The organism is Prescottella agglutinans (genome assembly GCF_004011865.1).
GTDB classification, from domain to species: domain Bacteria; phylum Actinomycetota; class Actinomycetes; order Mycobacteriales; family Mycobacteriaceae; genus Prescottella; species Prescottella agglutinans.
Genome location: NZ_RKLP01000016.1, coordinates 26217 through 50227, shown reverse-complemented (window position 1 = coordinate 50227; position 24011 = coordinate 26217). Strand labels below are relative to the sequence as shown.

The 24011-nt window shown below is 68.4% G+C and carries 17 protein-coding genes; 16 read left to right on the top strand and 1 reads right to left on the bottom strand.

Translation table 11 applies throughout. The annotated features are described in order from the left end of the window. The first annotated feature begins 1 nt into the window (after position 1). The 4 genes from EGT67_RS24415 (at position 2) to EGT67_RS24400 (ending at position 6055) form a co-directional block, all read left to right on the top strand. Positions 2-2521, top strand: coding sequence for an Ig-like domain-containing protein (locus EGT67_RS24415; RefSeq protein WP_241566229.1), 2520 nt, complete (start codon positions 2-4; stop codon positions 2519-2521). 259 nt (positions 2522-2780) lie between these two features. Next, the gene (locus EGT67_RS24410; RefSeq protein WP_241566228.1) at positions 2781-4295 is read left to right on the top strand and encodes an Ig-like domain-containing protein; all 1515 of its coding nucleotides are present in this window, start codon (positions 2781-2783) and stop codon (positions 4293-4295) included. 107 nt (positions 4296-4402) lie between these two features. After that, entirely contained in the window at positions 4403-5155 is a 753-nt protein-coding gene (locus tag EGT67_RS24405; protein WP_127918703.1) for a lysophospholipid acyltransferase family protein, read from the top strand. 75 nt (positions 5156-5230) lie between these two features. Beyond that, complete coding sequence (locus EGT67_RS24400; protein ID WP_127918702.1) at positions 5231-6055, top strand: HAD family hydrolase; 825 nt, start codon at positions 5231-5233, stop codon at positions 6053-6055. Between the two features lie 71 nt (positions 6056-6126). On the opposite strand, the gene EGT67_RS24395 is transcribed toward EGT67_RS24400, so the two are convergent. Continuing rightward, positions 6127-8169, bottom strand: a complete 2043-nt coding sequence (locus EGT67_RS24395; protein WP_127918701.1) for an N-acetylmuramoyl-L-alanine amidase — start codon at positions 8167-8169, stop codon at positions 6127-6129. Positions 8170-8550: 381 nt separating this feature from the next. Here EGT67_RS24395 and EGT67_RS24390 point away from each other — a divergent pair, with 381 nt between their 5' ends. The 12 genes from EGT67_RS24390 to EGT67_RS24335 all read left to right on the top strand — a co-directional run bounded on the left by EGT67_RS24390 (position 8551) and on the right by EGT67_RS24335 (position 23983). After that, positions 8551-10263, top strand: coding sequence for a SpoIID/LytB domain-containing protein (locus EGT67_RS24390; protein WP_127918700.1), 1713 nt, complete (start codon positions 8551-8553; stop codon positions 10261-10263). Positions 10264-10407: 144 nt separating this feature from the next. Further along, entirely contained in the window at positions 10408-11169 is a 762-nt protein-coding gene (locus EGT67_RS24385) for a MerR family transcriptional regulator (RefSeq protein ID WP_127918699.1), read from the top strand. Positions 11170-11259: 90 nt separating this feature from the next. Further along, positions 11260-12477, top strand: a complete 1218-nt coding sequence (gene glf / locus EGT67_RS24380) for a UDP-galactopyranose mutase (protein WP_127918698.1) — start codon at positions 11260-11262, stop codon at positions 12475-12477. Then, complete coding sequence (locus EGT67_RS24375) at positions 12474-14330, top strand: glycosyltransferase (protein WP_127918697.1); 1857 nt, start codon at positions 12474-12476, stop codon at positions 14328-14330. The genes glf and EGT67_RS24375 overlap by 4 nt, the downstream gene beginning before the upstream one ends. Continuing rightward, the gene (locus EGT67_RS24370; protein WP_127918696.1) at positions 14314-14829 is read left to right on the top strand and encodes a phosphatase PAP2 family protein; all 516 of its coding nucleotides are present in this window, start codon (positions 14314-14316) and stop codon (positions 14827-14829) included. Before EGT67_RS24375 ends, EGT67_RS24370 begins: the two co-directional genes overlap by 17 nt. Further along, on the top strand, positions 14826-15731 hold the full coding sequence (locus EGT67_RS24365; RefSeq protein WP_127918695.1) for a decaprenyl-phosphate phosphoribosyltransferase: 906 nt from the start codon (positions 14826-14828) through the stop codon (positions 15729-15731). Before EGT67_RS24370 ends, EGT67_RS24365 begins: the two co-directional genes overlap by 4 nt. A gap of 28 nt (positions 15732-15759) precedes the next feature. Beyond that, positions 15760-17640, top strand: coding sequence for an arabinofuranosyltransferase AftB family protein (locus tag EGT67_RS24360; RefSeq protein WP_127918694.1), 1881 nt, complete (start codon positions 15760-15762; stop codon positions 17638-17640). A 369-nt stretch (positions 17641-18009) separates the two neighbouring features. Continuing rightward, on the top strand, positions 18010-19008 hold the full coding sequence (locus tag EGT67_RS24355) for an alpha/beta hydrolase (RefSeq protein ID WP_127918693.1): 999 nt from the start codon (positions 18010-18012) through the stop codon (positions 19006-19008). Between the two features lie 213 nt (positions 19009-19221). After that, positions 19222-21108: an alpha/beta hydrolase-fold protein gene (locus EGT67_RS24350; protein ID WP_127918692.1), complete on the top strand. Its 1887-nt coding sequence runs from the start codon at positions 19222-19224 to the stop codon at positions 21106-21108. Between the two features lie 134 nt (positions 21109-21242). Then, positions 21243-21803: a DUF732 domain-containing protein gene (locus tag EGT67_RS24345; RefSeq protein ID WP_127918691.1), complete on the top strand. Its 561-nt coding sequence runs from the start codon at positions 21243-21245 to the stop codon at positions 21801-21803. Between the two features lie 6 nt (positions 21804-21809). Then, a complete protein-coding gene (locus EGT67_RS24340) occupies positions 21810-22802 on the top strand; it encodes a cutinase family protein (protein WP_127918690.1) in 993 nt (330 codons plus the stop codon). A 167-nt stretch (positions 22803-22969) separates the two neighbouring features. Continuing rightward, positions 22970-23983, top strand: a complete 1014-nt coding sequence (locus EGT67_RS24335; RefSeq protein WP_127918689.1) for an LLM class F420-dependent oxidoreductase — start codon at positions 22970-22972, stop codon at positions 23981-23983. Positions 23984-24011 lie beyond the last annotated feature (28 nt).

Sequence of the window (24011 nt, the reverse complement as noted above, 5' to 3'; positions counted from 1 at the left end):
GGTGGCCGTTGCTGCGGGATTCGTGGTGACGATGGGTGTCGGTCCGGCCGGTGCGGCGCCGGGTTCGGTGACGTGGAACGACGGCAACAGCAAGTTCACCCGGACCGTCAGCAACTCGACCCCATCGGTGGGCGAGACCGTCAAGGTGTCGACCAAGTTCGAGCGCACCGGTGGCGTGGTCGAGTGGTTGCAGGCCGTGAAGGATCTGCATCCGACGTGCTTGACCTACGTCAGCGGAAACACGGGCGGGCCGGAGGTCGCCGCGGACTACGTTCGGGTCACCGGCAATTGGCCGGTGTATCCCAACATCAGCCCGCAGTCGCAGACCTTCGAGTTCAACTATCTGGTGACCGCCAACTGTGCCCGTGAAACCCCGTTGATGACGACGATGCACTACTCGGGCAGCCTGGGCAGCGGCACCTACGCGGACAAGGGCCCGACGATCACGGTCGCCAAGGACGCCACGACGACGTCGCTGGCAACGGTGCCGAGCCCGGTTCTCGTGGGTCAGTCGGTGACGCTCAGCGCCACGGTGACCGGCGGTGCGCAGGGTGACGCCGTCGACTTCTACGACGGGGCCACGAAGATCGGTTCGGGTCAACTGAACGCGTCGGGTGTCGCGACGTCGGCGTGGACGCCGTCCGCGGGTGCGCATTCGTTGCAGGCGAAGTACCTGGGTACGGCGAAGGCGAGCGCGTCGCAGTCCGCAGCGCAGTCGGTGTCGGTGTCGGTGTCGACCTCGATGACGGTGTCGGCGCCCGCGACGGCGGTGGCGGGTACCGCGGTGACGTTGTCCGCGACGGTGACGCCGTCGAACGCGTCGGGCACGGTGCAGTTCAAGGACAACGGCACCGCCATCGGATCGCCGGTAGCGGTGGCGGGCGGTGCGGCGAGCCTGCAGCACACATTCACGGCCGGCGGCAGCCACAGCATCACCGCGGACTTCATCGCCGGTTCGGGCTTCGTGAACTCGTCGGCCTCCGCGCAGACGGTGAACGTCAGCGTTCCCGACGTCGCGACCACGACGACCGTGACGGCTCCGGGTACGGCGCAGACCGGCGCCCAGGTGACCTTGTCGGCCGATGTCACGCCGAACCCCGGCGGTGGCACCGTGCAGTTCAAGGACAACGGCGCCGACATCGGTTCGCCGGTGGCGCTGTCGAACGGTGGCGCGCAGTTGCCGCACACGTTCTCGGCGGCCGGTCAGCACAGCATCACCGCGGAGTTCTCCGGTGTGTCCGGCTTCACCGGTTCGGCGTCGACGGCACAGACGGTGGCCGTGAGCGTTCCGGATGCCGCGACCACGACGACGCTCACGGTCCCGCCGACGGCGGAGACGGGGCAGTCGGTGACGTTGACCGCGAACGTGGATCCGGTGAATGCGTCGGGCACGGTGCAGTTCCAGGACAACGGTGCGGACATCGGTTCGCCGGTGTCGGTGTCGAACGGCGTTGCGAGCCTGCAGCACACGTTCACCGCCGCGGGTGCTCACAGCCTCACCGCCGTGTTCACCGGCTCGGCCGGGTTCACCGGTTCGACCTCGACCGTGCAGACGGTGAACGTGAGTGTTCCGGACGTCGAGACCGCGACGACTCTGAGTGTCCCGGCCACGGCGGAGACGGGCCAGTCGGTGACGTTGACCGCGAACGTGGATCCGGTGAACGCGTCGGGCACGGTGCAGTTCCAGGACAACGGTGCGAACATCGGTTCGCCGGTGGCGGTGTCGAACGGTGTTGCGAGCGTTCAGCACACGTTCACCACGGCCGGAAGCCACAGCATCGCGGCCGCGTTCACCGGCAACGCCGGCTTCCTGAACTCGACGGCCGCGCAGTCGGTGTCGGTCACCGACCCGGTGGTCCCGGATGTCACGACCACCTCGACTCTGAGTGTTCCGGCCACGGCCGAGACGGGGCAGTCCGTGACATTGACCGCGAACGTGACCCCGGCGAACGCGTCGGGCACGGTGCAGTTCACGGACGGCGGCGCTCACATCGGCGCCCCCGTCCAGGTCGTGAACGGCACTGCGACACTGGAACACACGTTCATCACCGCCGGCGCGCACGACATCGGTGCAGTGTTCACCGGCGCGCCCGGCTTCGCCGGCTCGTCGGCGACCCAGCAGCAGGTCCAGGTGTCGGATCCCGCTCCCGGCGACGTCGTGACGTCGACCGTTCTGACGGTTCCCGGCTCCGCGACTGTGGGTCAGCAGGTCAAGCTGTCGGCGACGGTGTCGGGGGCCGGTCAGCTGCCGGGAACGGTGCGCTTCTTCGACGGTGAGACGCCGATCGGCGACACCGTCCCGGTGGTGGGCGGGGTCGCGGAGCTCGACCACACCTTCACCACGGAGGGCCCGCACACGATCACCGCGAAGTACTCCGGCGGTGAAGGAGTGAAGCCGTCGGTGTCGGCTGCGAAGGTGGTCCAGGTCTCCGCAGGCGGCGGCGGCACCGGTAGCGCCGGTTCGCTCGGCACCATGTTCGGTTCGCTCGGTGGCGCAGGCCGTTCGGGCTTCGGTTTCTGACGGACTGCATACAGCGAGGCCCCGGCCATTCGGCCGGGGCCTCGCGTGCTTTCACGGAATCGATCGTTTTGCGTCCGGCATCCAGGGCTCGCCGTTACAGTGTGAGCGCAATTCACTCGTCGGGGCAGTTGGGGTGAGGCACGGCACGCGTTCGGATGAGGGAGAACGCAGGCCGAGTTCGGCAAACGTGTTCTCCTGAGCGTGGTTCCGGCATGTCTTCATCCGGGTTCCGCTCTCCGATGCTTCGAGAGGAATGCCTGTGGTTCGCTCCATCAGCCGTCGCGTCGCCGCGGCGGTAGTCGCCGGTGCGACGGCCGTCAGCGTCGCCGCCGTCGGTCAAGTTGTGTTCGGGGCCGGCACGGCCGCCGCGGACCCGATCTCCCAGACGGTCACCACCTCCAACATCGTGGCGACCAAGAAGGTCGAGCCCGCTGTTGCCCACCCGGGTGAGACCGTCACCACCACCATCACGTTCAAGACGAACGGCGGCGTCGACCGCTACCTCGAGTACCTCGTCGACTACCCGCCGGCCGGATACGTGCTGCAGAGCGTGACCGGCAACGTGTGGCGCAGTGCCCTTGGAAACCTCAACAATCCGTCGCTGTACGACGGTGCAGCCGTGCAGAGTTCGGTCGACGGAGCGGTCTCGCTCAAGTGGACCGACGCGCCGGTCGCGCTGGGTCTGATTCCCGGAAACGGGCTCCTGAACAAGACGCCGGAACTGACGTTCACGTACAAGGTGGCCGACGACGCCCAGCCGGGTCCGCGCAGTACCGGCATGGCGTTCAAGCCCTACACGCTTTCGCGTCAGGACTTCAACCCGATGACCGGACTCGCCGTGAAGGTCGATCCCCGCGCGACGACGACCAACGTCTCCGCTCCGGCCACCGCCGTGACGGGCACCCCGGTCACCCTGTCCGCGAGCGTGACCCCGTCCACCGCGACCGGCACCGTGCAGTTCCGGGACAACGGCATCGACATCGGTGCGCCGGTATCGGTTTCGGGTGGATTCGCCACCACCTCGCACACGTTCACGGCCACGGGTCCGCACACCGTCACCGCCGTGTTCACCGGGACGTCCACCTTCGCGTCGTCGACGTCCGAGCCGCAGACCGTCGCCGTCACCGCGCCCGACGTGGCGACCTCGACCGCGCTGACCGTGCCGACCGACGCCAAGACCGGCACGTCCGTGCAGCTGACGGCGGCCGTGACGCCGGCGAACGCGACCGGCACCGTGCAGTTCCGGGACAACGGCGCCGACATCGGCGCCCCGGTCCCGGTGTCCGGTGGCGGCGCGAGCCTGCAGCACACGTTCACGGCCACGGGAACGCACAACATCGTCGCGATCTTCAACCCGGGCAGTGGATTCGTCGGCTCCACCTCGCCGGTGCGCACGGTCCTCGTGACGGATCCGGCACCGAACGACGTCACCACGTCGACCACGCTCACCGCGCCCGCGAACGCGACGGTGGGGCAGCAGGTCCAGTTGTCGGCACAGGTCGCCGGCGCTGCGACGCTTCCGGGGACGGTGCAGTTCTACGACGGCACTACCGCGATCGGGACGCCGCAGCCGCTCTCCGGCGGTACCGCGACGCTGACCTACACGTTCACCACGGCCGGTACGCACGAGCTCGTGGCCGTCTACTCCGGCGGATCGGGTGTCACCGGTTCGTCGTCGGCGCCGCAGACCGTCCAGGTCACCAACCAGGACGGTGGCGCAGGTACCGGTAGCGCCGGATCGCTCGACAGCATCACCCCGCTGTTCGGGTCCTGATCCACGAACCGGATAACCGGTCCCCTGCCGTGACCCGGCAGGGGACCGGTCGTCTTCGGGGGGCGCGAAGTGCTCTCGATCACGCGGCGCCGACTACGCTGCTCACTGTGGAACCCTTCTACCGAACGATCATCGGAGTTGCCCGCGGCGTGTTCGCAGGCCAGGGGCTGAAGTTCACCGTCACCGGCGCGGAGCACATTCCCGCGACGGGAGGTGCGGTGGTGGCCATCAACCACACCGGCTACATGGACTTCACCTACGCCGGCCTGCCGGCCCGTGCGGTCAAGCGCTACATCCGCTTCATGGCGAAGAAGGACGTGTTCGTCCACAAGATCTCCGGACCGATGATGCGGGCGATGAAGCACATTCCCGTCGACCGGGCCGCCGGCGGCGACTCGTACCGGGCGGCCGTGCAGGCGCTGCGCGACGGCGAACTGGTGGGCGTGTTCCCGGAGGCGACGATCAGTCGCAGCTTCGAACTCAAGGAGTTCAAGTCGGGGGCCGCACGGATGGCGATCGAATCGGGTACACCGGTGATCCCCATGGTGATCTGGGGATCGCAGCGGGTGTGGACCAAGGGCTACCCGAAGCGTCTGGGCCGGACCAACACCCCGATTTCCATCGCCGTCGGCGAGCCGATCGCGCCGTTCGAACCGGCCTCCGAGATGACGACGCTGCTGCACAGCCGCATGGAAGAACTGCTGCGCGGCGTGCAGGCCAACTACGAGCACCCGGCCGGCGAGTACTGGGTGCCGGCCCGGCTCGGCGGTGGGGCGCCGACGCTCGAGGAAGCGAACAAGATGGACGCCGCCGAGGCCGAGGCCAAGGCCGCGCGACGCAAGGAGACCGAGGGGAAGTAACCGCGCGTCGTGAGCTAGCGCTCATCTGCGCGTTCCCGTCGGCGTGGTGCCACCCGATGGGGGCACAATGGCCCGGTGCGCCCCGAACTGCCCAGCCTCGTCGCCAGCGATGTCGACGGCACCCTGATCGACGACGACGAACGCGTCACCGCCCGGACCCGCGAGGCGGTGCGGACCGTCGTCGCGTCCGGCACCCCGTTCGTCCTCGCCACCGGTCGACCGCCGCGCTGGCTCGGCCCCGTGGTCGACGGGCTCGGGTTCGCGCCGCTCGCGGTGTGCGCGAACGGCGCGGTCCTCTACGACTCGGAGGCCGACCGTGTGCTCGAGGCCGCGACGCTCCCCGTCGAGACCCTCGCCTGGCTCGCCGACCTGGTCGACTACGAGCTTCCCGGCGCGGGCCTCGCGGCCGAACGGGTCGGGGCCACCGCGCACGACACCGCCACCGCCCAGTTCGTCAGCGCGCCGGGGTACGAGCACGCGTGGCTCAACCCCGACCACACCGAGATGGCCCCCGAGGACATCCTGTCCGCGCCGGCCATCAAGATGCTGATCCGCATCCCCGGCGCGAGCAGCGCGGACATGGCCGCGAAGCTGCGACCCCTGGTGGGGGAGCGGGCGGACCTGACCTACTCGACGAACAACGGCCTGATCGAGGTGTCGGCGCCCGGCGTGACCAAGGCGTCGGGGCTGCGGCTCGTGGCGCGGCGACTCGAGGTCGCCGAGTCGGGGATCGTCGCGTTCGGCGACATGCCCAACGACATCCCGATGCTGTCCATGGCGGGTCTCGGTGTCGCCGTCGAGAACGCGCATCCGGAGGCGAAGGCCGCGGCCGACGAGATCACGTCCACCAACTCCGACGACGGTGTCGCCCGGGTCCTCGAACGCATCTGGGCGGACTGACCCCGAAAACGCCGCTGCCCCTCCACAGTTCGTGGAGGGGCAGCGGCGTTTTCCGTCGTCGGGAGTGACGATCAGTTGACCTGGACCGGGGCCTCGGAGACCGTGCCCGCCGCGGCCGGAGCCACGGGCGGGGTGTTCAGGATCGTCGTGACCTGCTGGGTGGCGGCGTCGTAGATCATCGAGCCGCGCTCGAAGTCGCTACGGAAGCCGTTCGAGACCTGGTACTCGTCACTGATCGGCAATCCGATGTCGTTCGTGACGCCGCCGGCGGCCTTCCAGGCGTTGAAGATCTCGCCGACCGTCGAGACCACCCCACCGTTCGCGGACGTGAAGAGTGCGCCGTTCTGGAAGAAGGCGTACAGCTGTCCCGTCGCCGTGGTCAGCAGGCCGGTCAGCGCGTCGCCGAGCATGCCGCGGTTGCCGCCCATGGCGAGCCACTGCCGTGCGATCGGGTTGGAGTCGGCCATCGACAGGATGCCGTTCACGACCGCCGGGATCTGCGCGTTCAGGTCGAGCGAGCCGGGGACACCCGGAGCCGGGGTGTTGCCGCCGCCCGAGCTGGGGTTCGTCGGCGGGGTGCTGCCACCGTTGTTGCCGCCCCCGCCGCCGCCGTAGTTGGCCGCGGCGATGTCGCGGATCTGGTTCATCTGGGCGTACGCGGCACTACCCGGGCACTCGGTGTAGCCGACGTCGCGGTGCGCGAAGATGGTCGGCAGGTCGACCCGCTGGCCCAGCGGGAACTTCGAGTACTGGGTGCCCTCGGAGTACATGGTGACCTGGCCCTTGGGGTTCAGGTTCGCGAGCTTCAGACGCCAACCCAGGTACTTGCCGACCGACTCGATCGTCGCAGCCGGCGCCGGCTGGCTCACGAAGTTGCCCATCATCGCGATACCGACGGTGTTCTCGTTGAAGCCGCCGGCGTGCGCGCCCTGGACCGGTCGGTCGAGACCACCGAAGCGGCCCTCGAAGATCTGCCCGTAGCGGTCGACCAGCACGTTGTAGCCGATGTCGCACCAGCCGAGGGTCTGCGCGTGGTAGGCGTAGATGCCGCGGACGATGCCCGCGGACTGCTCCCGCGTGTAGTTGTTGCTCTCGGCCGTGTGGTGCACCGTCGCGCCGCCGGTCGAGTCGTCGTACGTCGGGTTCTGGCAGCGGATGCCCTCGTCCGCGCCCCACGCCCGGCGCGAGATGACGTTGATCCCGTTCACCGACGTCGGGGTGGCGATGTCCGCGAGGTTCGAATCCTGCGGTCCGCTACCGGGATTGATGAGGACCGCGGCGATGTCGTTCGCGGTGACAGTGGAGGCCTGCAGCGGCTTCGCGACCGCGGCGGGCACGTAGCCGAGCGGCTGCGGTGCCTCCGATGCCGCCTCCGGAGCCGGAGCCGGAGCCGGAGCCGGAGCCGGAGCCGACGCGGGCGCCTCGGCCGGAGCCGCGCCGGCGTCACCGGGTGCTGCGGTGCCGGCGGCGCCGGAGTCCTTGGGCGTCACCAGGATCTGGACGGCATTGGTCTCGCCGACGAAGACGGGATCGGTGCCCTGCTTGCCGGACCCTGTCGACATGTCGGCGCTGCCGGAGTCGATCACGTCGGGAGTGAACCACTCGCCCCACGAGCCGTCGGCCAACTGCGCGCGGATCTTGGTGACCGTCGACTCGAGGTTCGACGCGGTGAGCGCGACCATCGAGAACGGCTCCTCCCGCGTGATCTCCTTGACCGAAGCGCCCAGTTGATCGGCCGGGATGGAGGTGGTCTCGGGTGTCGGTGCGGGCGCCGGTGCGGGAGCGGCGATGTCGCCGGGCGCGTTCGGAGTCGTCAGCGACGGCAGCGGGATCGAGCCGCCACCCGGGAGCGGGATCTCGGTCGGCAGGGGCAGATCGCGCAGGTGGATGTCCGGCAGGTCGAGCCCGGTGAGTTCCTTGAGCGGGATCACGATGTCGGGCACGGATGCGAGCACGACCTCCGCGATCTGCGTGGGGATCGAGGGTGCGGTCTCACTGGCGGAGCGGACGTCCGCGGAATCGCTGCCCAGTGCCTGGACGGCGAACGGGGTGGCAACCGCCACTGCGGCGACTGCGGCCAGAACGATCGAGTTCCTGGGTCGACGGTGCGGCAAGGCGAATTCTCCTCGTGTTCAGTGCGCGGGGTGTCTTCGTGCGCTGCGAGCGACCTTTCGGCCGGACCGATCCCGGTGGGGTCGGGGTTCGGACTGAATCCTGGGCGCTGGCCGGGATTCGCGTCCAGGGTTCATCCGAGGATGTCTGCAACTTGTGATGCTTATGTTACCGATGTGACTGCAGTTACTTATGTGGCAGATGTTGCCAACACCAGTCACTGTTGCCACACTAGTCGCAACATCCATAACGCTCAACCTAAGCTTGAGCCTTTTAGACAGGTGGGTCGCGGCGCCCATTCCGTTCTTCGCCCGTGATCCACCCAGCCGTTACCGCCCCGGATCTCGAACGATGTCCCGGACTTCAGTGATGAGGAGCGCAGTATGGCGAAACCCCGCCTCCGCACGATCGTGAATCGTGGTGTCCGAACCCGCCGGAAGCGATTCATCGCCGGCCCGTCCACATCGCTCCCCAAGGCCGTCGCACTCGGTCTCGCGCCGGCGCTCGCCATAGGCGCCGCGGTGGGCCTGCTCGTGACCGACCGCGGCGCCAACCCGGAGATCGCACCCGTCGTCGCCGCGGAAACGCCGATCACGCTGAACGGGCACGGCTACGGGCACGGGCGCGGCATGGGACAGTACGGCGCGTACGGATACGCGAAGAACCAGGGCTGGTCCGCCGAACGCATCGTCGGGCACTACTACGGCAACACGACGCTCGGGCGCGTCGACGACCCCTGGGTCGGCGTGCGACTCATCGGCCGTGACGACAAGCGACTCGACGTCTACTCCCCGGCCGGATTGAACGTGGCCGGTCGCTTCTTCGGGGCGAACTCGGCCGCGCACCTGACCCCGAAGCCCGGTGGCGCCGACGTCGTCGTCACCGAAGGGTGCGGCGGCCGCGAGATCTGGCGTGGTTCCACCAATGCCCCGTGGGTCGACCCGGTGAACATGGGCGGCAGCCGTCCGTCGAACGAACATCTGCGGATGTGCGACGGCAACGTCCCGTATCGCGGCGCGATGGGCGCGCTGCGCGATGGCAACGGCGCCTGGCGGACCGTGAACCGGGTCCTGATGGAGGACTATCTCTACGGCGTCGTGCCGGCGGAGTCGGTTCCGTCGTGGGCCGATTCCGGTGGCCGGGAGGCGCTGCGCGCCCAGGCCATCGCGGCGCGCTCGTACGCCGCGGCCGAGCGCCGCTACGGCTACGCCCAGACCTGCGACACCCAGTCCTGCCAGGTGTACGGCGGTTCCGCGCGTGAGGATCGCCGGACCACCGACGCCGTGAACTCGACCGCCGGCACCGTGCTCAAGCGGGGCAACCAGACCGTGGCCGCCGAGTTCTCGTCCTCGTCCGGTGGCTACACCGCCGGCGGCGTCTTCCCGGCCGTGATCGACGACGGCGACGTCGCCTCGCCGAACCGGAACTGGACGCAGACCGTCACCGCCGGGGCGATCGCGAACGCGTTCGGTGTCGGCGAACTGCACTCGTTCGAGGTGATCGGGCGCAACGGCCTGGGCGCCGACGGCGGCCGCGTGACCCGGGTCCGGGTCGTGGGGTCGGCCCGCACCGTCGAGGCGTCCGGTGACGACGCGCGATGGAAGCTCGGCCTCAAGTCGGACTGGTTCACCGTCGGTGGTGGGGGAGCGCCGGGACCGATCCCGGGCCTGCCGCTGCCGGAGCTGCCGCCGGGTTCGCTGGAAATGCTGGAGACGCTCCCGTTGCCGCCGCTGCCCGAGCTGACGCCGGGTTCGGTCGAGTCGGCGCTCGAGTCGCTCCCGCTGCCTCCGCTCCCGCCGCTGCCCGAACTGTCGCCGGGTTCGATCGACTCGATCCCGCTGCCGATCTCCGCACCGCTCGATCAGCCCGTCGCCGACGCCGAGTCGCCGATCGACGCGAAGTACCGGGAGCTCGGGGGCGCTGCCGGAGACCTCGGTGAACCCACCGGTCCGGAATTGATGCTGGTCGACGAGTCCGGCAAGTTCCGGACCTACGCGGGCGGCACGATCGTGTGGACGCCGACGCTGGGTGCGCAGGTCGTCGATTCGAGCGTGGTGCTGCAGCCAGTGCCGCAGCAGGACGGCGCCGTCACCTAGATCCACCGGGCATTACCGATCGGGCAGGACTCCGCAGCGCGGGGTCCTGCCCGGTTTTCGTCTTCCCGTCGCAGCGGGCTTGACCTTGACGCTGCGTCAATCTGCAGGCTGGGGTGTACCGACAACGTTCGAGAGGGGGACACCGTGAACCGGACCGGTGAATGGTCGATCCAGCAGTTGGCGCGGATCACCGGCACGACCAGCCGGACGCTGCGGCACTACGGCAGCCTCGGCTTGCTCGCGCCCAGCCGCATCGGCGCCAACGGGTACCGGTACTACGACCAGTCGGCCCTGGTGCGGCTGCAGCGAATCCTGCTGCTGCGCGAACTGGGGCTCGGGCTCGCCGCGATCGGCGACGTCCTCGCCGGCGAGACCGATGCCGCAACCGCGCTGGACACCCACCTCGAACTGCTCGAGCAGGAGCAGGCCCGATTGGGGCGTCAGATCGCGTCGGTGCGCACGACCCTGAAGAAGACGAGGAGAGGTGAGCCACTGATGGCCGAAGAGATGTTCGACGGATTCGATCACACCCGTTACAAGGACGAGGTGATCGAGCGGTGGGGAGAGCAGGCGTATCGGAGCAGCGACACGTGGTGGCGGTCGCTGTCCGACGACGACAAGTCCGGCTTCCGGCAGCGCCAACTCGACATCGCCGCCGACTACGGCCGCGCCCACGCCGCGGGCCTCGCCCCGGACGGGCCCGAGGTGCAGGAGATCACCCGACGCCACTACGAGTGGGTGGCCGCGGGCTGGCAGGGCCGTGGCCCCGGCGCCGACGCGTTCGCCGGCCTGGGGGAGATGTATGTGGCCGATCCGCGGTTCGCGGAGAACTACGACCGGCACGGTGCCGGCACCGCGGCCTTCGTGCGCGACGCCATGCTGGCGTACGCCGCGGACCGGCTGTAGCAGGCGCGGGCGGAGGCGGGCGCGCGCGTATCAGGTGCTTGATGCCACCGGGCACGCGCGTTCCCGCGGCCGTCGCCTACCCTGTCTTCCGTGACTGCCCAAAACGCGCCCCAGTCGTCCGCAGGTCAGTACGACCTCATCATTGTCGGATCCGGATTCTTCGGACTGACGATCGCCGAAAGGGCCGCGACGCAGCTCGGCAAGCGAGTGCTCGTCGTCGAGCGCCGGCACCACCTCGGCGGCAACGCCTACTCGGAGGCCGAGCCCGAGACCGGGATCGAGATCCACAAGTACGGCGCCCACCTGTTCCACACGTCGAACAAGCGGGTGTGGGACTACGTGAACCAGTTCACCGAGTTCACCGGCTACCAGCACCGCGTCTTCGCGATGCACAAGGGGCAGGCCTACCAGTTCCCGCTGGGCCTCGGCCTGGTCTCTCAGTTCTTCGGGCGCTACTTCAGCCCGGACGAGGCGCGGGCGCTCATCGCCGAGCAGGCCGCCGAGTTCGACGTCAAGGACGCATCCAACCTCGAGGAGAAGGGGATCGCGCTGATCGGCCGCCCCCTGTACGAGGCGTTCGTCCGCGACTACACCGCCAAGCAGTGGCAGACCGATCCGAAGAACCTGCCCGCCGGCAACATCAGCCGCCTGCCGGTCCGGTACACGTTCGACAACCGCTACTTCAACGACACCTACGAGGGCCTGCCCGTCGACGGTTACACCGCGTGGCTCGAGAACATGGCGAAGGACGACAAGATCGAGGTCCGGGTGGACACCGACTGGTTCGACGTCCGCGACGACATCCGTGCCGCGAGCCCCGACGCCCCCGTCGTGTACACCGGCCCGCTGGACCGCTACTTCGACTACGCCGAGGGCGAGCTGGGCTGGCGCACCCTCGACTTCGAGACCGAGGTGCTGTCGACCGGAGATTTCCAGGGCACCCCGGTCATGAACTACAACGACGCCGACGTGCCGTTCACCCGCATCCACGAGTTCCGCCACTTCCACCCGGAGCGGGACTACCCGAAGGACAAGACAGTGATCATGCGCGAGTTCTCCCGGTTCGCGGAGAGCGGGGACGAGCCGTACTACCCGATCAACACACCCGAGGACCGAGCGAAGCTCGAGGCCTACCGCGTGCTCGCCAAGGCCGAGGCCGCGGAGGCGAAGGTGCTGTTCGGTGGTCGCCTGGGCACCTACCAGTACCTCGACATGCACATGGCGATCGCGAGCGCGCTGTCGATGTTCGACAACACCCTGCGCCCGCACCTCGAGTCCGGTGAGGCGCTCGCCGGAGACCTCGCGTGAGCGCGCTGCTGCAGCGGGTGCTGCTGCCCCGCGCCGGTGAGCCGCTCGACGTCCGCAGCCTCTACATCGAGGAGTCCGAGACCAACTCGCGGCGCGCGCACGCGACGTCGCGCACCTCGGTGTCGATCGGCGCCGAGTCCGAGGTGTCGTTCTGCAGCTATTTCAACGCCTTCCCCGCGAGCTACTGGCGCCGGTGGAGCATCCTCGAGTCCGTCGTGCTGCGGATCGAGCTGTCCGGACACTGCCGGGTGGACGTCTACCGCTCCAAGGCCGACGGATCGCGGATCCACATCGAGGGCAAGGAGTTCCGCGAGGGCGTTCTCGAGTTCGACATCGATCTCGGCCCGTTCGAGGACGGCGGCTGGATCTGGTTCGACATCACTGCCGACGCCGACGTCGAGCTGCTGAGCGCCGGCTGGAACGCGCCGATCGACGCACCCGGCCAGGCGAACGTCGCGGTGGGTATCCCCACGTTCAACCGGCCCACCGACTGCGTCAAGGCGCTGCAGGCGCTCGCGTCGGATCCGCTGGTGGCCGACGTGGTCAAGAAGGTCATCGTGCCGGACCAGGGCACCCGCAAGGTCCGCGACGAGCCCGGCTTCGACGAGGCTGCGGCCGCGCTCGGCGACAAGCTCACGATGCACGACCAGGGCAACCTCGGCGGTTCCGGTGGCTACAGCCGCATCATGTACGAGGCGCTGAAGAACACCGACTGTGAGCAGATCCTGTTCATGGACGACGACATCGAGATCGAGCCCGACTCGATCCTGCGGGCGCTCGCGATGTCGCGCTTCGCCAAGAGCCCGATCCTGGTCGGCGGCCAGATGCTGAACCTGCAGGAGCGCAGCCACCTCCACACGATGGGCGAGGTGATCAAGCGCGAGAACTTCATGTGGTCCGCGGCGCCCAACGTCGAGTACGACCACGACTTCGCGAAGCGCCCGCTCAGCGATCGCGACCGTTCGCAGCTGCTGCACCGGCGCATCGACGTCGACTTCAACGGCTGGTGGATGTGCATGATCCCGCGGCAGGTCGCCGAGGAGATCGGTCAGCCGCTGCCGCTGTTCATCAAGTGGGACGACGTCGAATACGGCCTGCGCGCCAAGGCCGCCGGCTACCCGACGGTGACCATGCCGGGCACCGCGATCTGGCACATGGCGTGGAGCGACAAGGACGACGCCATCGACTGGCAGGCGTACTTCCACCTGCGCAACCGCCTCGTCGTCGCCGCACTGCACATGCCCGACAAGAACGGCGTCGCCAGCCTGATCGCCGACACGGTCAAGGCCACGGTCAAGCACCTGCTGTGCCTCGAGTACTCGACCGTCGCGATCCAGAACCTCGCGATCCAGGACTTCCTGGCCGGACCCGAGCACGTCGCCGACCTGCTGCCGACCGCACTCGGCACCGTCCACGCGCTCCGCAAGGAGTACCCGGACGCTGTCGTGCTGCCGTCGTCGACGACCCTTCCGCTGCCGTCGCGTGAGGACGTCGGCAACGTGAGCCTGCCGACCAACAAGGTGGCCATCGCCACCCGCCTGGTCAAGGGACTGGTCCACAACGCCAAGAAGGCGAAGCGCGAGCACCTCGAGACTCCGCAGCTGAACGTGCCGACGCTCGACGCCCGCTGGTTCCTGCTCTCGCAGGTCGACGGTGTCACCGTCACCACCGCCGACGGGCGTGGCGTCGTCTACCGCAAGCGCGACCCGCGCATCGCGGCGCGCCTGTTCAAGGAATCCCTGCGTCTGCGTCGCGAACTCGCCGAGCGCTTCCCGGATCTCAAGCGTGAGTACAAGGCTGCCGTGCCGGAGCTGACCAGCAAGGAGAGGTGGGAACGTGTCTTCGGCATCTGAGGTCCGGATCCTGCAGACCGTCCAGGGCGCGATCGGCGCCAAGCCGGCGGTCGTCAAGGCGGCCCGCGGCCTGTCGCACTTCGGTGAGCACGCCCTGGGCTGGGTTGCTGTCGCCGGTGTCGGTGCCGCGCTGGACAAGCCGCGCCGCCGCCGCTGGGCTGGTGTCGCGGTCGGCGCCGTCGGCGCGCACGCGGCATCGATCGTCATCAAGCGCGTCGTCCGCCGTCCCCGCCCGAACGACCCGTCCGTCCAGGTCAACGTGTCGACGCCGAGCAAGCTGAGCTTCCCGTCGTCGCACGCCACGTCCACCACCGCGGCGGCGGTGCTACTCGGCCGACTCACCGGGCTACCCTTGCCTGCGGTACTGGTCCCGCCGATGCTGCTTTCGCGCCTCGTCCTGGGCGTGCACTACCCGACCGACGTCCTGGCCGGGTCGGCACTCGGCGCCGTGTCCGCGGCTGCCGTGCTGCGGGCCGAGCAGAAGTTTGGAGTGAAATGAGCGAGGAGCCGGCGGTCGTCACCGGGCCCCCGAAGACCCTGGCCGGCGGAATCGTCAAGGCCGTCCGCCCGCGCCAGTGGGTCAAGAACGTGCTCGTGCTCGCGGCACCGCTCGCGGCCGGGTCCGTCACCGAACTCGACGTCCTGCTGCCGGTTGCGCTCGCGTTCGTCGTGTTCTGTATGGCGGCGTCGGGCATCTACCTCGTCAACGACGCGATGGACGTCGAGGCCGACCGCGCGCACCCGACCAAGCGCTTCCGGCCCATCGCGGCCGGCGTGCTGCCGGTCAACATCGCGTACGGCATGGCGGTCGTCCTGCTCGCCGGCTCGATCCTGCTGTCGTTCGCCGCGAACTGGCAGCTCGCTGTCGTCATGGCCGTGTACATCGCGATCCAGCTGGCGTACTGCTTCGGCCTCAAGCACCAGGCCGTGCTCGACATCTGCATCGTCTCGTCCGGCTTCCTGATCCGCGCGATCGCCGGTGGCGTCGCCGCGGAAATCCCGCTGTCGCAGTGGTTCCTGCTGATCATGGCGTTCGGCTCGCTGTTCATGGCGGCCGGCAAGCGATACGCCGAGCTGCAGTTGGCCGAACGCACCGGGGCGAAGATCCGCAAGTCCCTCGAGTACTACACCGGCACCTACCTGCGGTTCGTGTGGACGCTGTCGGCCACCGCCGTCGTGATCTGCTACGGACTGTGGGCGTTCGAGCAGGATCGTGCCCACGACAGCAACTGGTTCGCGATCTCGATGGTGCCGTTCACGATCGCGATCCTGCGTTACGCCGTTGACGTCGATGGGGGCGAGGCGGGGGAGCCGGAAGAGATTGCACTGGGCGACCGGGTGCTCCAGTTCCTCGCGATTGCCTGGATCGGAGTAGTAGGTGTCGCTGTCTACCTCGTCTGAGCCGACACGCACAGCCGACGAACCCGCGGTGGAGCCGCGCACGCAGGGCGCCCGGACCTCCCGTGCGGTGTTCGTCGGCGGCGTCGTGCTCACGGCACTCCTGTTCGCGTGGGGTGCGTGGGAGCGACGGTGGATCGCCGACGACGGACTGATCGTGCTCCGCACGGTCCGAAACCTGCTCGCCGGCAACGGTCCCGTGTTCAACGCGGGCGAGCGGGTGGAGGCCAACACCAGCACGCTGTGGACGTACCTCGTCTACGCGTTCGGGTGGATCACCCAGGCCCGGCTCGAGTACGTGGTGCTCGGACTCGCGCTCGTGCTCTCGGTGTCCGCGGTCGTCCTGGCGATGATCGGGACCGCCCGCCTGTACCGGGCCAGCTTCCGCGGTGGTCTGGTGCTGCTGCTCCCGGCGGGTGCCATCGTCTACATCGCGGTTCCCCCGGCCCGCGACTTCGCGACGTCCGGGCTGGAGAGTTGCCTGGTCATCTTCTGGTTGGCGCTGGTGTGGCTCCTGCTGGTCCGGTGGGCGCAGAATCCCGCGCCGTCGTGGCGGTCGGTCCTGCTGTTCGCGTTCGTCGCCGGCCTGGGACCGCTGGTCCGGCCCGAGATGGCGATCGTCGGCGGCCTCGCGCTGCTGCTGGTCTTCCTCGCGCCCATCGGCTGGAAGCTGCGGACGTGGATCGTCGTGGCCGCGGGCGTGGCACCGGTCGCGTACCAGATCTGGCGCATGGGCTACTACGCCCTGCCCTACCCGAACACCGCGGTCTCGAAGGACGCGGGCGGCGCCAAGTGGTCCCAGGGCTTCGCGTACCTGTGGAATCTGGTGGGGCCGTACCTGCTGTGGCTGCCGCTCCTGCTGCTTGCCGTCGCCGTCGCCGTCGCGTGGTGGCGCGAACCGGCCCGCCCCGCGAACCTTCCGGAACGTGATGTGGATCACTCGATCGGGGGTGTGTGGGCGCGATTTTCACGTCGACTGCATTCCCCGACGGCGGTCGTCGTATTCATTCTCGGGTGCGGATTGATCCTGGCGATCTATTCGATTCGCGTCGGCGGCGATTTCATGCACGGCCGCGTTCTGCTCCCGGCGCTGTTCTGTTTCCTCATTCCGATCTCGGTCATACCTATTCGTGTGCCGTCGCGTTCGGAATGGGGGCGAAACAACGCCACACTCGCTTTTGCGGTTTCCGCGGTCGCGTGGTTGGCGACGATGGGGTGGGCGCTGATCGCGGCGAACACGGTCGGAATGCCCGCCGGCGCGGCCGTCGGGAAGTCCGGAATCGTCGACGAGCGTGCCTTCTACTCGCTCAACACGGGCCACCGGCACCCCATCCTCGCCGAGGACTACCTGGACTACCCGCGGATGCGGGCGATGGTCCAGGCCATCGCCGACACCCCGGACGGCGGCCTGGTGCTCCCGACCCCGTCGTTCACGAACTGGGACGTCGTCCCGCCGCCGATGCCGATCCCCGAGGGCGGCGTGGGGCACACGGTCTACTTCCTCAATCTCGGCATGACGAGCATGAACGTCGGACTGGACGTGAAAGTCCTGGACCAGATGGGTCTCGCGTACCCGATCGCGGCCCACACCGAGCGCCTCGAGGGCGGTCGCATCGGGCACGACAAGGTGCTCTACCCGGACTGGGTGGTCGCGGATACCGGCATGGTTCCGGTCCATCCGTGGCTGCCGTGGTACCTGGACGAGGATTGGGTCGCGCAGGCTCGGGTGGCGCTCACGTGCCCCGAGACGGTCGAGCTGAAGGAGTCCTACACCGGCGAGTTGGACTGGCCACTTTTCAAGCGGAATCTGCGGAATGCCCTGGATTACGCCGGCTATCGATTCGATCGGGTCCCGAAGTACGAGATCCAGCGCTGCGACCTCGAGATGCCCGAACCGCAGGGTAATCGCTGAGTCCCGCATCTGGCCGCCGATTCCTCGAATGACATCTGTGTGATTCATTCCGGAATCGGCGGCCGGTGTGGTTTAGTTCACGCCGTTCGGTAGTTCTCGCCGCCATTGCGGTGAACCGCCCGTTTCATCTCGGATCCGTAACGCGGAACGTGCGCGAAACGATGTCTGGGTGGGCCGGAATGGACTCCGGGCAACCAGACCGGAATGTTTGTCACAGTCCGATCTGTCGCATACAGTCCACGTCGCGCAGTGTGACCTGGAGCAGCACCTCCGCCGCCGTATGCGGCGGGCGGACGAGTGGCTGCCCACCGACGGAGTCCCCCGGGGCCGCCCAGCGGACGCCGGAGATGAAGAAAGAGAGCAGTGTTCATGCGTTTAGCTCGACCAAGGCTGTCGCAGCGTCTCAAGCAGCGCCTACTCGGGATCTCCGCCGCCGCGCTGGTTCTGCCGGTCGCCGCCGGCGTCGCCGGCACGGCCGTCGCATCGGCCGCCCCGGTCGCGCACCGCGCGCCGTCCGGTGGCTACGAAGAAGTCTTCGTCGACTCGAGCATGGGCCCGATCAAGGTCCAGATCCAGTGGGCCGCCCGCGGTGGCAATGCAGCCCTCTACCTGCTCGACGGACTGCGGGCGCGTGACGACCGCAACGCGTGGAGCTTCGAGACCAATGCTCTCGACCAGTACCGCGACAACAACCTCACCCTCGTGATGCCGGTCGGTGGCCAGTCGAGCTTCTACACGGACTGGTACTCGCCCAGCAACCTGAACGGCCAGAAGATCACCTACAAGTGGGAGACCTTCCTGACGAAGGACCTTCCGGCCTACCTCGAGACCCGCGGCGTCTCGCGCAGCAACAACGGCATCCTCGGCCTGTCCATGGGTGGCTCGGCCGCGCTGACGCTCGCCGCGTACCACCGCGACCAGTTCAAGTTCGCCGCTTCGTTCTCCGGCTACCTGAACATCTCCGCGCCCGGTATGCGTGAGGCCATCCGTGTCGCGATGCTCGACGCCGGCCGCTACAACGTCGACTCGATGTGGGGTCCGCCGTGGAGCCCGTCCTGGCTGCGCAACGACCCGTTCGTCTTCGCCCCGAAGCTCGAGGGCCTGTCGATGTACATCTCGGCGGCCAGCGGCCTGCCCGGTCAGTACGACAACCCGAAGAAGGCCATCGACTACTACAACACCTCCAACGCGATGGCTCTCGAGGCGCTCTCGCTGGTCAACACCCGCGCGTTCCAGATGCGCCTCGCGACGCTGAAGATCCCCGCCACCTACAGCTTCCCCGCCAACGGCACCCATTCCTGGGCGTACTGGTCGGCTGAACTGTTCAAGGCCCGCGGCCAGATTCTCGACACCCTCAACGCCTGGTGACGAGACCATGAGCTGAACCGGTATGCCGTCTCCCGCGCAGTCGCGCGGGAGGCGGCATATCGCGTTCGGGCGGAACCCGATCCGCCGGTGAGATTTCGCCAATTCACTATCCAACCAGCGCGGCAACCCCACTCTGAAGCTCCTTCCGTGTAGTAAGGAAGCGATCTTCAGGCCCGTCCGGGGAGTCCGCTACGACGAAGGAGAGTTGTCCCGATGCGAGTAGGTCTCGAGCGGCCGCAGGGCCGCGATAGAGCCGGGGGTGGGTGGCGCAAGCGGGCGCTCGGCTTCGCCGCAGCCGCGCTCGTGCTGCCGATCGCCGCGGGCCTGACATCGGGCGGCACCGCGGTCGCACAGTCGCTCGGCACCCCCGACGGGGCGCCCTCCGTGGCGCAGTCCGCGCCCGGAACCGTCAGTCGCGTCGACTGGCTCAGCGACCGCCGCGTCGCGCTCTGGGTCAACTCGCCGTCGATGGGTATCCCGATCCAGGTCCAGCTGCTGCTGGCCCGGGACTGGAACGCCAAGTCCGACGCCAAGTTCCCGGTCGTCTACATGCTCGACGGCATGCGCGCGCGGGACGACGAGAACGGCTGGACCATCGAAACCGATGTCGAGCCGTTCTTCGCCGACAAGAACGTCAACGTCGTGCTGCCGATCGGCGGCCAGTCCAGCTTCTACGCCGACTGGCTCGACCAGAACAACGGGCAGAACTACAAGTGGGAGACGTTCCTCACCAAGGAACTCCCGCCGATCCTCGAGAACGACTGGCGCAGCACGCAGACGCGAGGCGTCGTCGGCCTGTCCATGGGCGGCACCTCCGCGATGATGCTCTCGGCGCGTAACCAGGGCTTCTTCAAGTTCGCCGGTTCGCTGTCGGGCATCCTCACGACCACGACGCTCGGCATGCCGCAGGCGATTTCGTTCGCGATGGCGGATGCGGGCGGATACGACGCCGACGCGATGTGGGGCAACCCCACGAACGACGCGTGGGCGGCGCACGACCCGTACCTGCTGGCCGACCAGCTCAAGGGGATGAGCCTCTACATCTCCAGCGGCAGCGGAACCACCGGCCCGTACGACCAGCCGTCGGCCATCCCGGGCATCAGCACCAACTACGCCGGCACGGGTCTCGAGATCCTGTCCCGCCTGACGTCTCAGACGTTCACCACCAAGCTGCGCAAGCTGGGCATCCCGGCAACCGTGAACTACCGCCCCTCCGGCACGCATTCGTGGCCGTACTGGGAGTTCGAGCTGCACCAGCTGTGGCCGCAGCTCGCGGACGCGCTCGGTGTCGAGGCCGACAAGCCGGCCTGCAGCCCGTCCGGTGCCTTCGCGCCGGTCGCCAACGGCAACAACTGGATCGGTGACTGCCTCACCGGTCAGTACTCGGTGCCGGGCGGCACCGCGCAGGACTACCGCTTCGGTCGGATCTTCAGCTCCGGCGACGGCACCCACCCGGTCGCGGGCCGTATCGGCGGCGCCTACCAGGGTGCGGGCGGACCGGCCGGTGTCCTCGGAATGCCGACCACCGACGAGATCGCACTCAACGACGGCCGTGGCCGCCTCAACCACTTCCAGAAGGGCTCGGTCTACTGGACGCCGCAGACCGGTGCTCATGCGGTGAGCGGACCGATCCGGGACGAGTGGGCCAAGCAGGGCTGGGAGCGTGGTCCGCTGGGCTACCCGACCGCCGACCAGATGAAGACCCCGGGCAAGGAGGGGCTGGTCCAGAGCTTCGAGATTGGTGCGATGTACTGGAACCCGCAGACCGGCACCAACGCCGTCCAGGGTCTGATCATGAAGAAGTACGCCGATCTGGGTTACGAGAACGGCTGGCTCGGCTTCCCGATGACCAGTGAGAACGTCGTCAAGGACGGCGGCCGCTTCAACCGCTTCCAGAACGGCAACATCTACTGGAGCCCGGCCTCCGGCGCGTGGTCCGTGAAGAACGGCCCGATCTTCGACGCTTGGAAGTCGGCGGGGTACGAGAACGGCCGCCTCGGCTTCCCGATCTCCGACCAGTTCGACATCGCCGGCGGCGTGCAGCAGAACTTCCAGCACGGCGTCATCACCGTCAAGGGCGGTAAGGCCGAAATCGGCTGACCGTGAGTTGACCTGGTGCGGGCGGTGACCGGATCTCACGATCCGGTCACCGCCCGCACGTCATCTGTAGCCTGTTCCCAGAGTCGGTGCGGGTACGCCCGCGCCGACACGACACCGCAAACTCGAGGACTGATATGTCGCACTTCTCTCGTACCCGTTCCGCTCTGGCTCGCACGGTGGCCGTAGGCGCGTTGAGCCTCGTGGCCGGCGGCCTGCTCGTCGCCTGCGGTGACGACGACTCCTCCGCGACGGGTAGCCCGACGACGACTTCCGCTGCGTCCACCACCTCCCCCAAGGCAGCCGCAAAGAGCGGTGCGTCGCAGGCGTCGGAGGCGTCGGAGGCACCCACCGCCCCCGCCGAGGAGTCCGACGAGCAGGCCGAGCAGCCGCAGGCGGTGCCGAGCGGGTTCCCCGGCCCCACCGAGGTCCCGGTCTCGCCGCGCGCCGAGGCCTACCTGGCCGCGCTGAAGAAGGAGGGCATCACGCCCGCCGCCGACGGCGTCATCGCCATCTCGACGGCCGACTACATCTGCGCCGCGCAGGAGCAGGGCAGCTCGCAGCAGGAGATCACCACGTTCGTCACCGCCGCCGTCGGCAGCGAGGCGAGTGCGGCGGGCCAGGAGCTGACGACGGAGCAGGCCGGGAAGAACGCCGATATCTACATCCGCGTCGCGCAGGCCGAGTACTGCAAGTAGCGGCGGATGAGTGTGAGCAGCCGCGGAACGCGGAAGTCCGGAAACAACCGGGGGCGTAGTCGCTTCGGGATCGTCGCTGTCGTGGCGGCGGTCCTGGTGCTGCTCCTGGTCCTGCTGGCGATCTGGTACGTGCTGGCGGGGCGCGTGCCCGAGCCTGCGCCCCCGACGCCTCCCGGACCTACGCCGCCGAGTGCGCAGGCGGCCGATTGCCCGGACGTCCAGGTCATCTCGATACCCGGGACGTGGGAGTCCAGTGCCGCCGACGACCCGTACAACCCGACGGCGAATCCCGCCGCGCTCATGCTCAATGTCACACGGCCGCTGCAGCAGACGTTCTCGCCCGAACGGGCCGACGTCTACACGGTCCCGTACGTCGCGCAGTTCTCCAACCCGATCGCGCTTCCGCCGGACGGGCAGGAGTCGTACAACAACTCCCGTGCCGCCGGGACCGCGGCGACGATCGACGTCATCGAGCGTCGGCACGCCGAGTGCCCGCTGACGACGTACCTGCTCACCGGGTTCTCGCAGGGCGCGGTGATCGCGGGCGACGTCGCGGCGCGCATCGGGGCCGGGGACGGCCCGGTGTCACCCGATCTGGTGTTGGGTGTGGGTCTGATCGCCGACGGCCGACGGGATCCGGCGGCAGCGCCGACCGTCGGCCCGTCGGTCGGCGGAGTCGGCGCCGAGCTGTCCCTCTCCGGACTGAAGATTCCCGGCATCACCATGACCGGCGCACGCCCCGGCGGATTCGGGGCCCTCGCCGACCGGGCGGTCCAGATCTGTGCCCCCACGGACGGCATCTGTGACGCCCCCGCGGACGCGCTCAAGGTCGGAAACTGGCTCAGCAGCGCGTCCCGGCTCACCGAGTACTACAACAATCCGGTTCACGCGCAATACAACTCGTTCGTCGTCGACGGAAACGGGACCACCGCCACCCAGTGGATCACGAACTGGGCCACGGAGAAGGTCGAATCCGCCCCGTCGCCGGCGCACGAGTAGCGAGTCTCGCCCGAGTCTGCGCGAAGCGCCTACCCGACTCGTCTGCGGGCGGTAGTGTCCGTCCTCGCGACCCGAGCACGGGTCGCGGGGGTGGGTCCCTATGCTGATGGGTTGGTGCCCGTGGGGTGCCGCCCTGCCTGCATGCGTGAACGAGGAAGAAGGCTTTGATGAGTTCCACCGACGGCTCGGGCGTCAGCTCTGGCGTCCAGGCGCCGCGTAAGTTCCGGTTCGCGGCCGGTGGCGAGGGCAACGCCGAGGAGGGCGGTGCCCGTCGATTCGTCAAGCTCGCGCAGAAGGCCGAGGAACTCGGCTACGACAGCTTCATGATCCCCGATCACCTGGGCAACCAGGTCGGACCGATCGCGGCGCTCGGCGCCCTCGCGATCGCGACCGACAAGATCCGGCTGGGCACGGCCGTACTCGCGAACGGATTCCGGCATCCGGCGGTCCTCGCGAAGGACGCCGCGACCATCGACGTCCTGTCGGGCGGCCGACTCGAACTGGGCATCGGCGCAGGCTGGATGAAGGAAGAGTTCGACAAGGGCGGCATCGAGTACGAGCGCCCCGGTGTCCGGATTGCGAAACTCGAGGAGTCGCTGCAGATCCTGGACACGCTGCTGCGTGGCCAGGAGTGCAACTTCGAGGGCGAGTTCTACAAGATCAGCGGCCTCAAGGGCAGCCCCCGCCCGCGGCAGGGCCCGCGTCCGCCGATCGCGGTCGGCGGCGGCGGCCCGAAGATGCTCGCGCTGGCGGCCAAGTACGCCGACATCATCTCGGTGGCGACCCCGACCAGCTCCGACGGGCGTCTGCTGCTGTCGGGCATCACGATGGAGCAGACGATCGCGCGCGTCGAGCGGATCCGCGAGGCCGCAGGCGATCGCTTCGACGACATCGAGCTCAACTGGACCATCACGGCGATCATGGTGACCGACGATCGCGAGCAGGCCGCCGAGATGGCCCTGGCCGCGATCGACCAGGGCTTCCCGCCGAACATCGAGGCGGACGTCACATTGTCGGTCGAGGAGATCTTGAACTCGCCGTACCTCGCAATCGGCACCTACCAGGAGATCGCCGACCAGATCCGTAACGTACGGGAGAAGACGTCGATGTCATATGTGGGCGTATTCCCGACTCAGCTGGAAGCTTTCGCTCCGGTGATCCCGTTGCTCCGAGGCGAGTGAGCCGATGCACATCTGTAACATGTTGCTG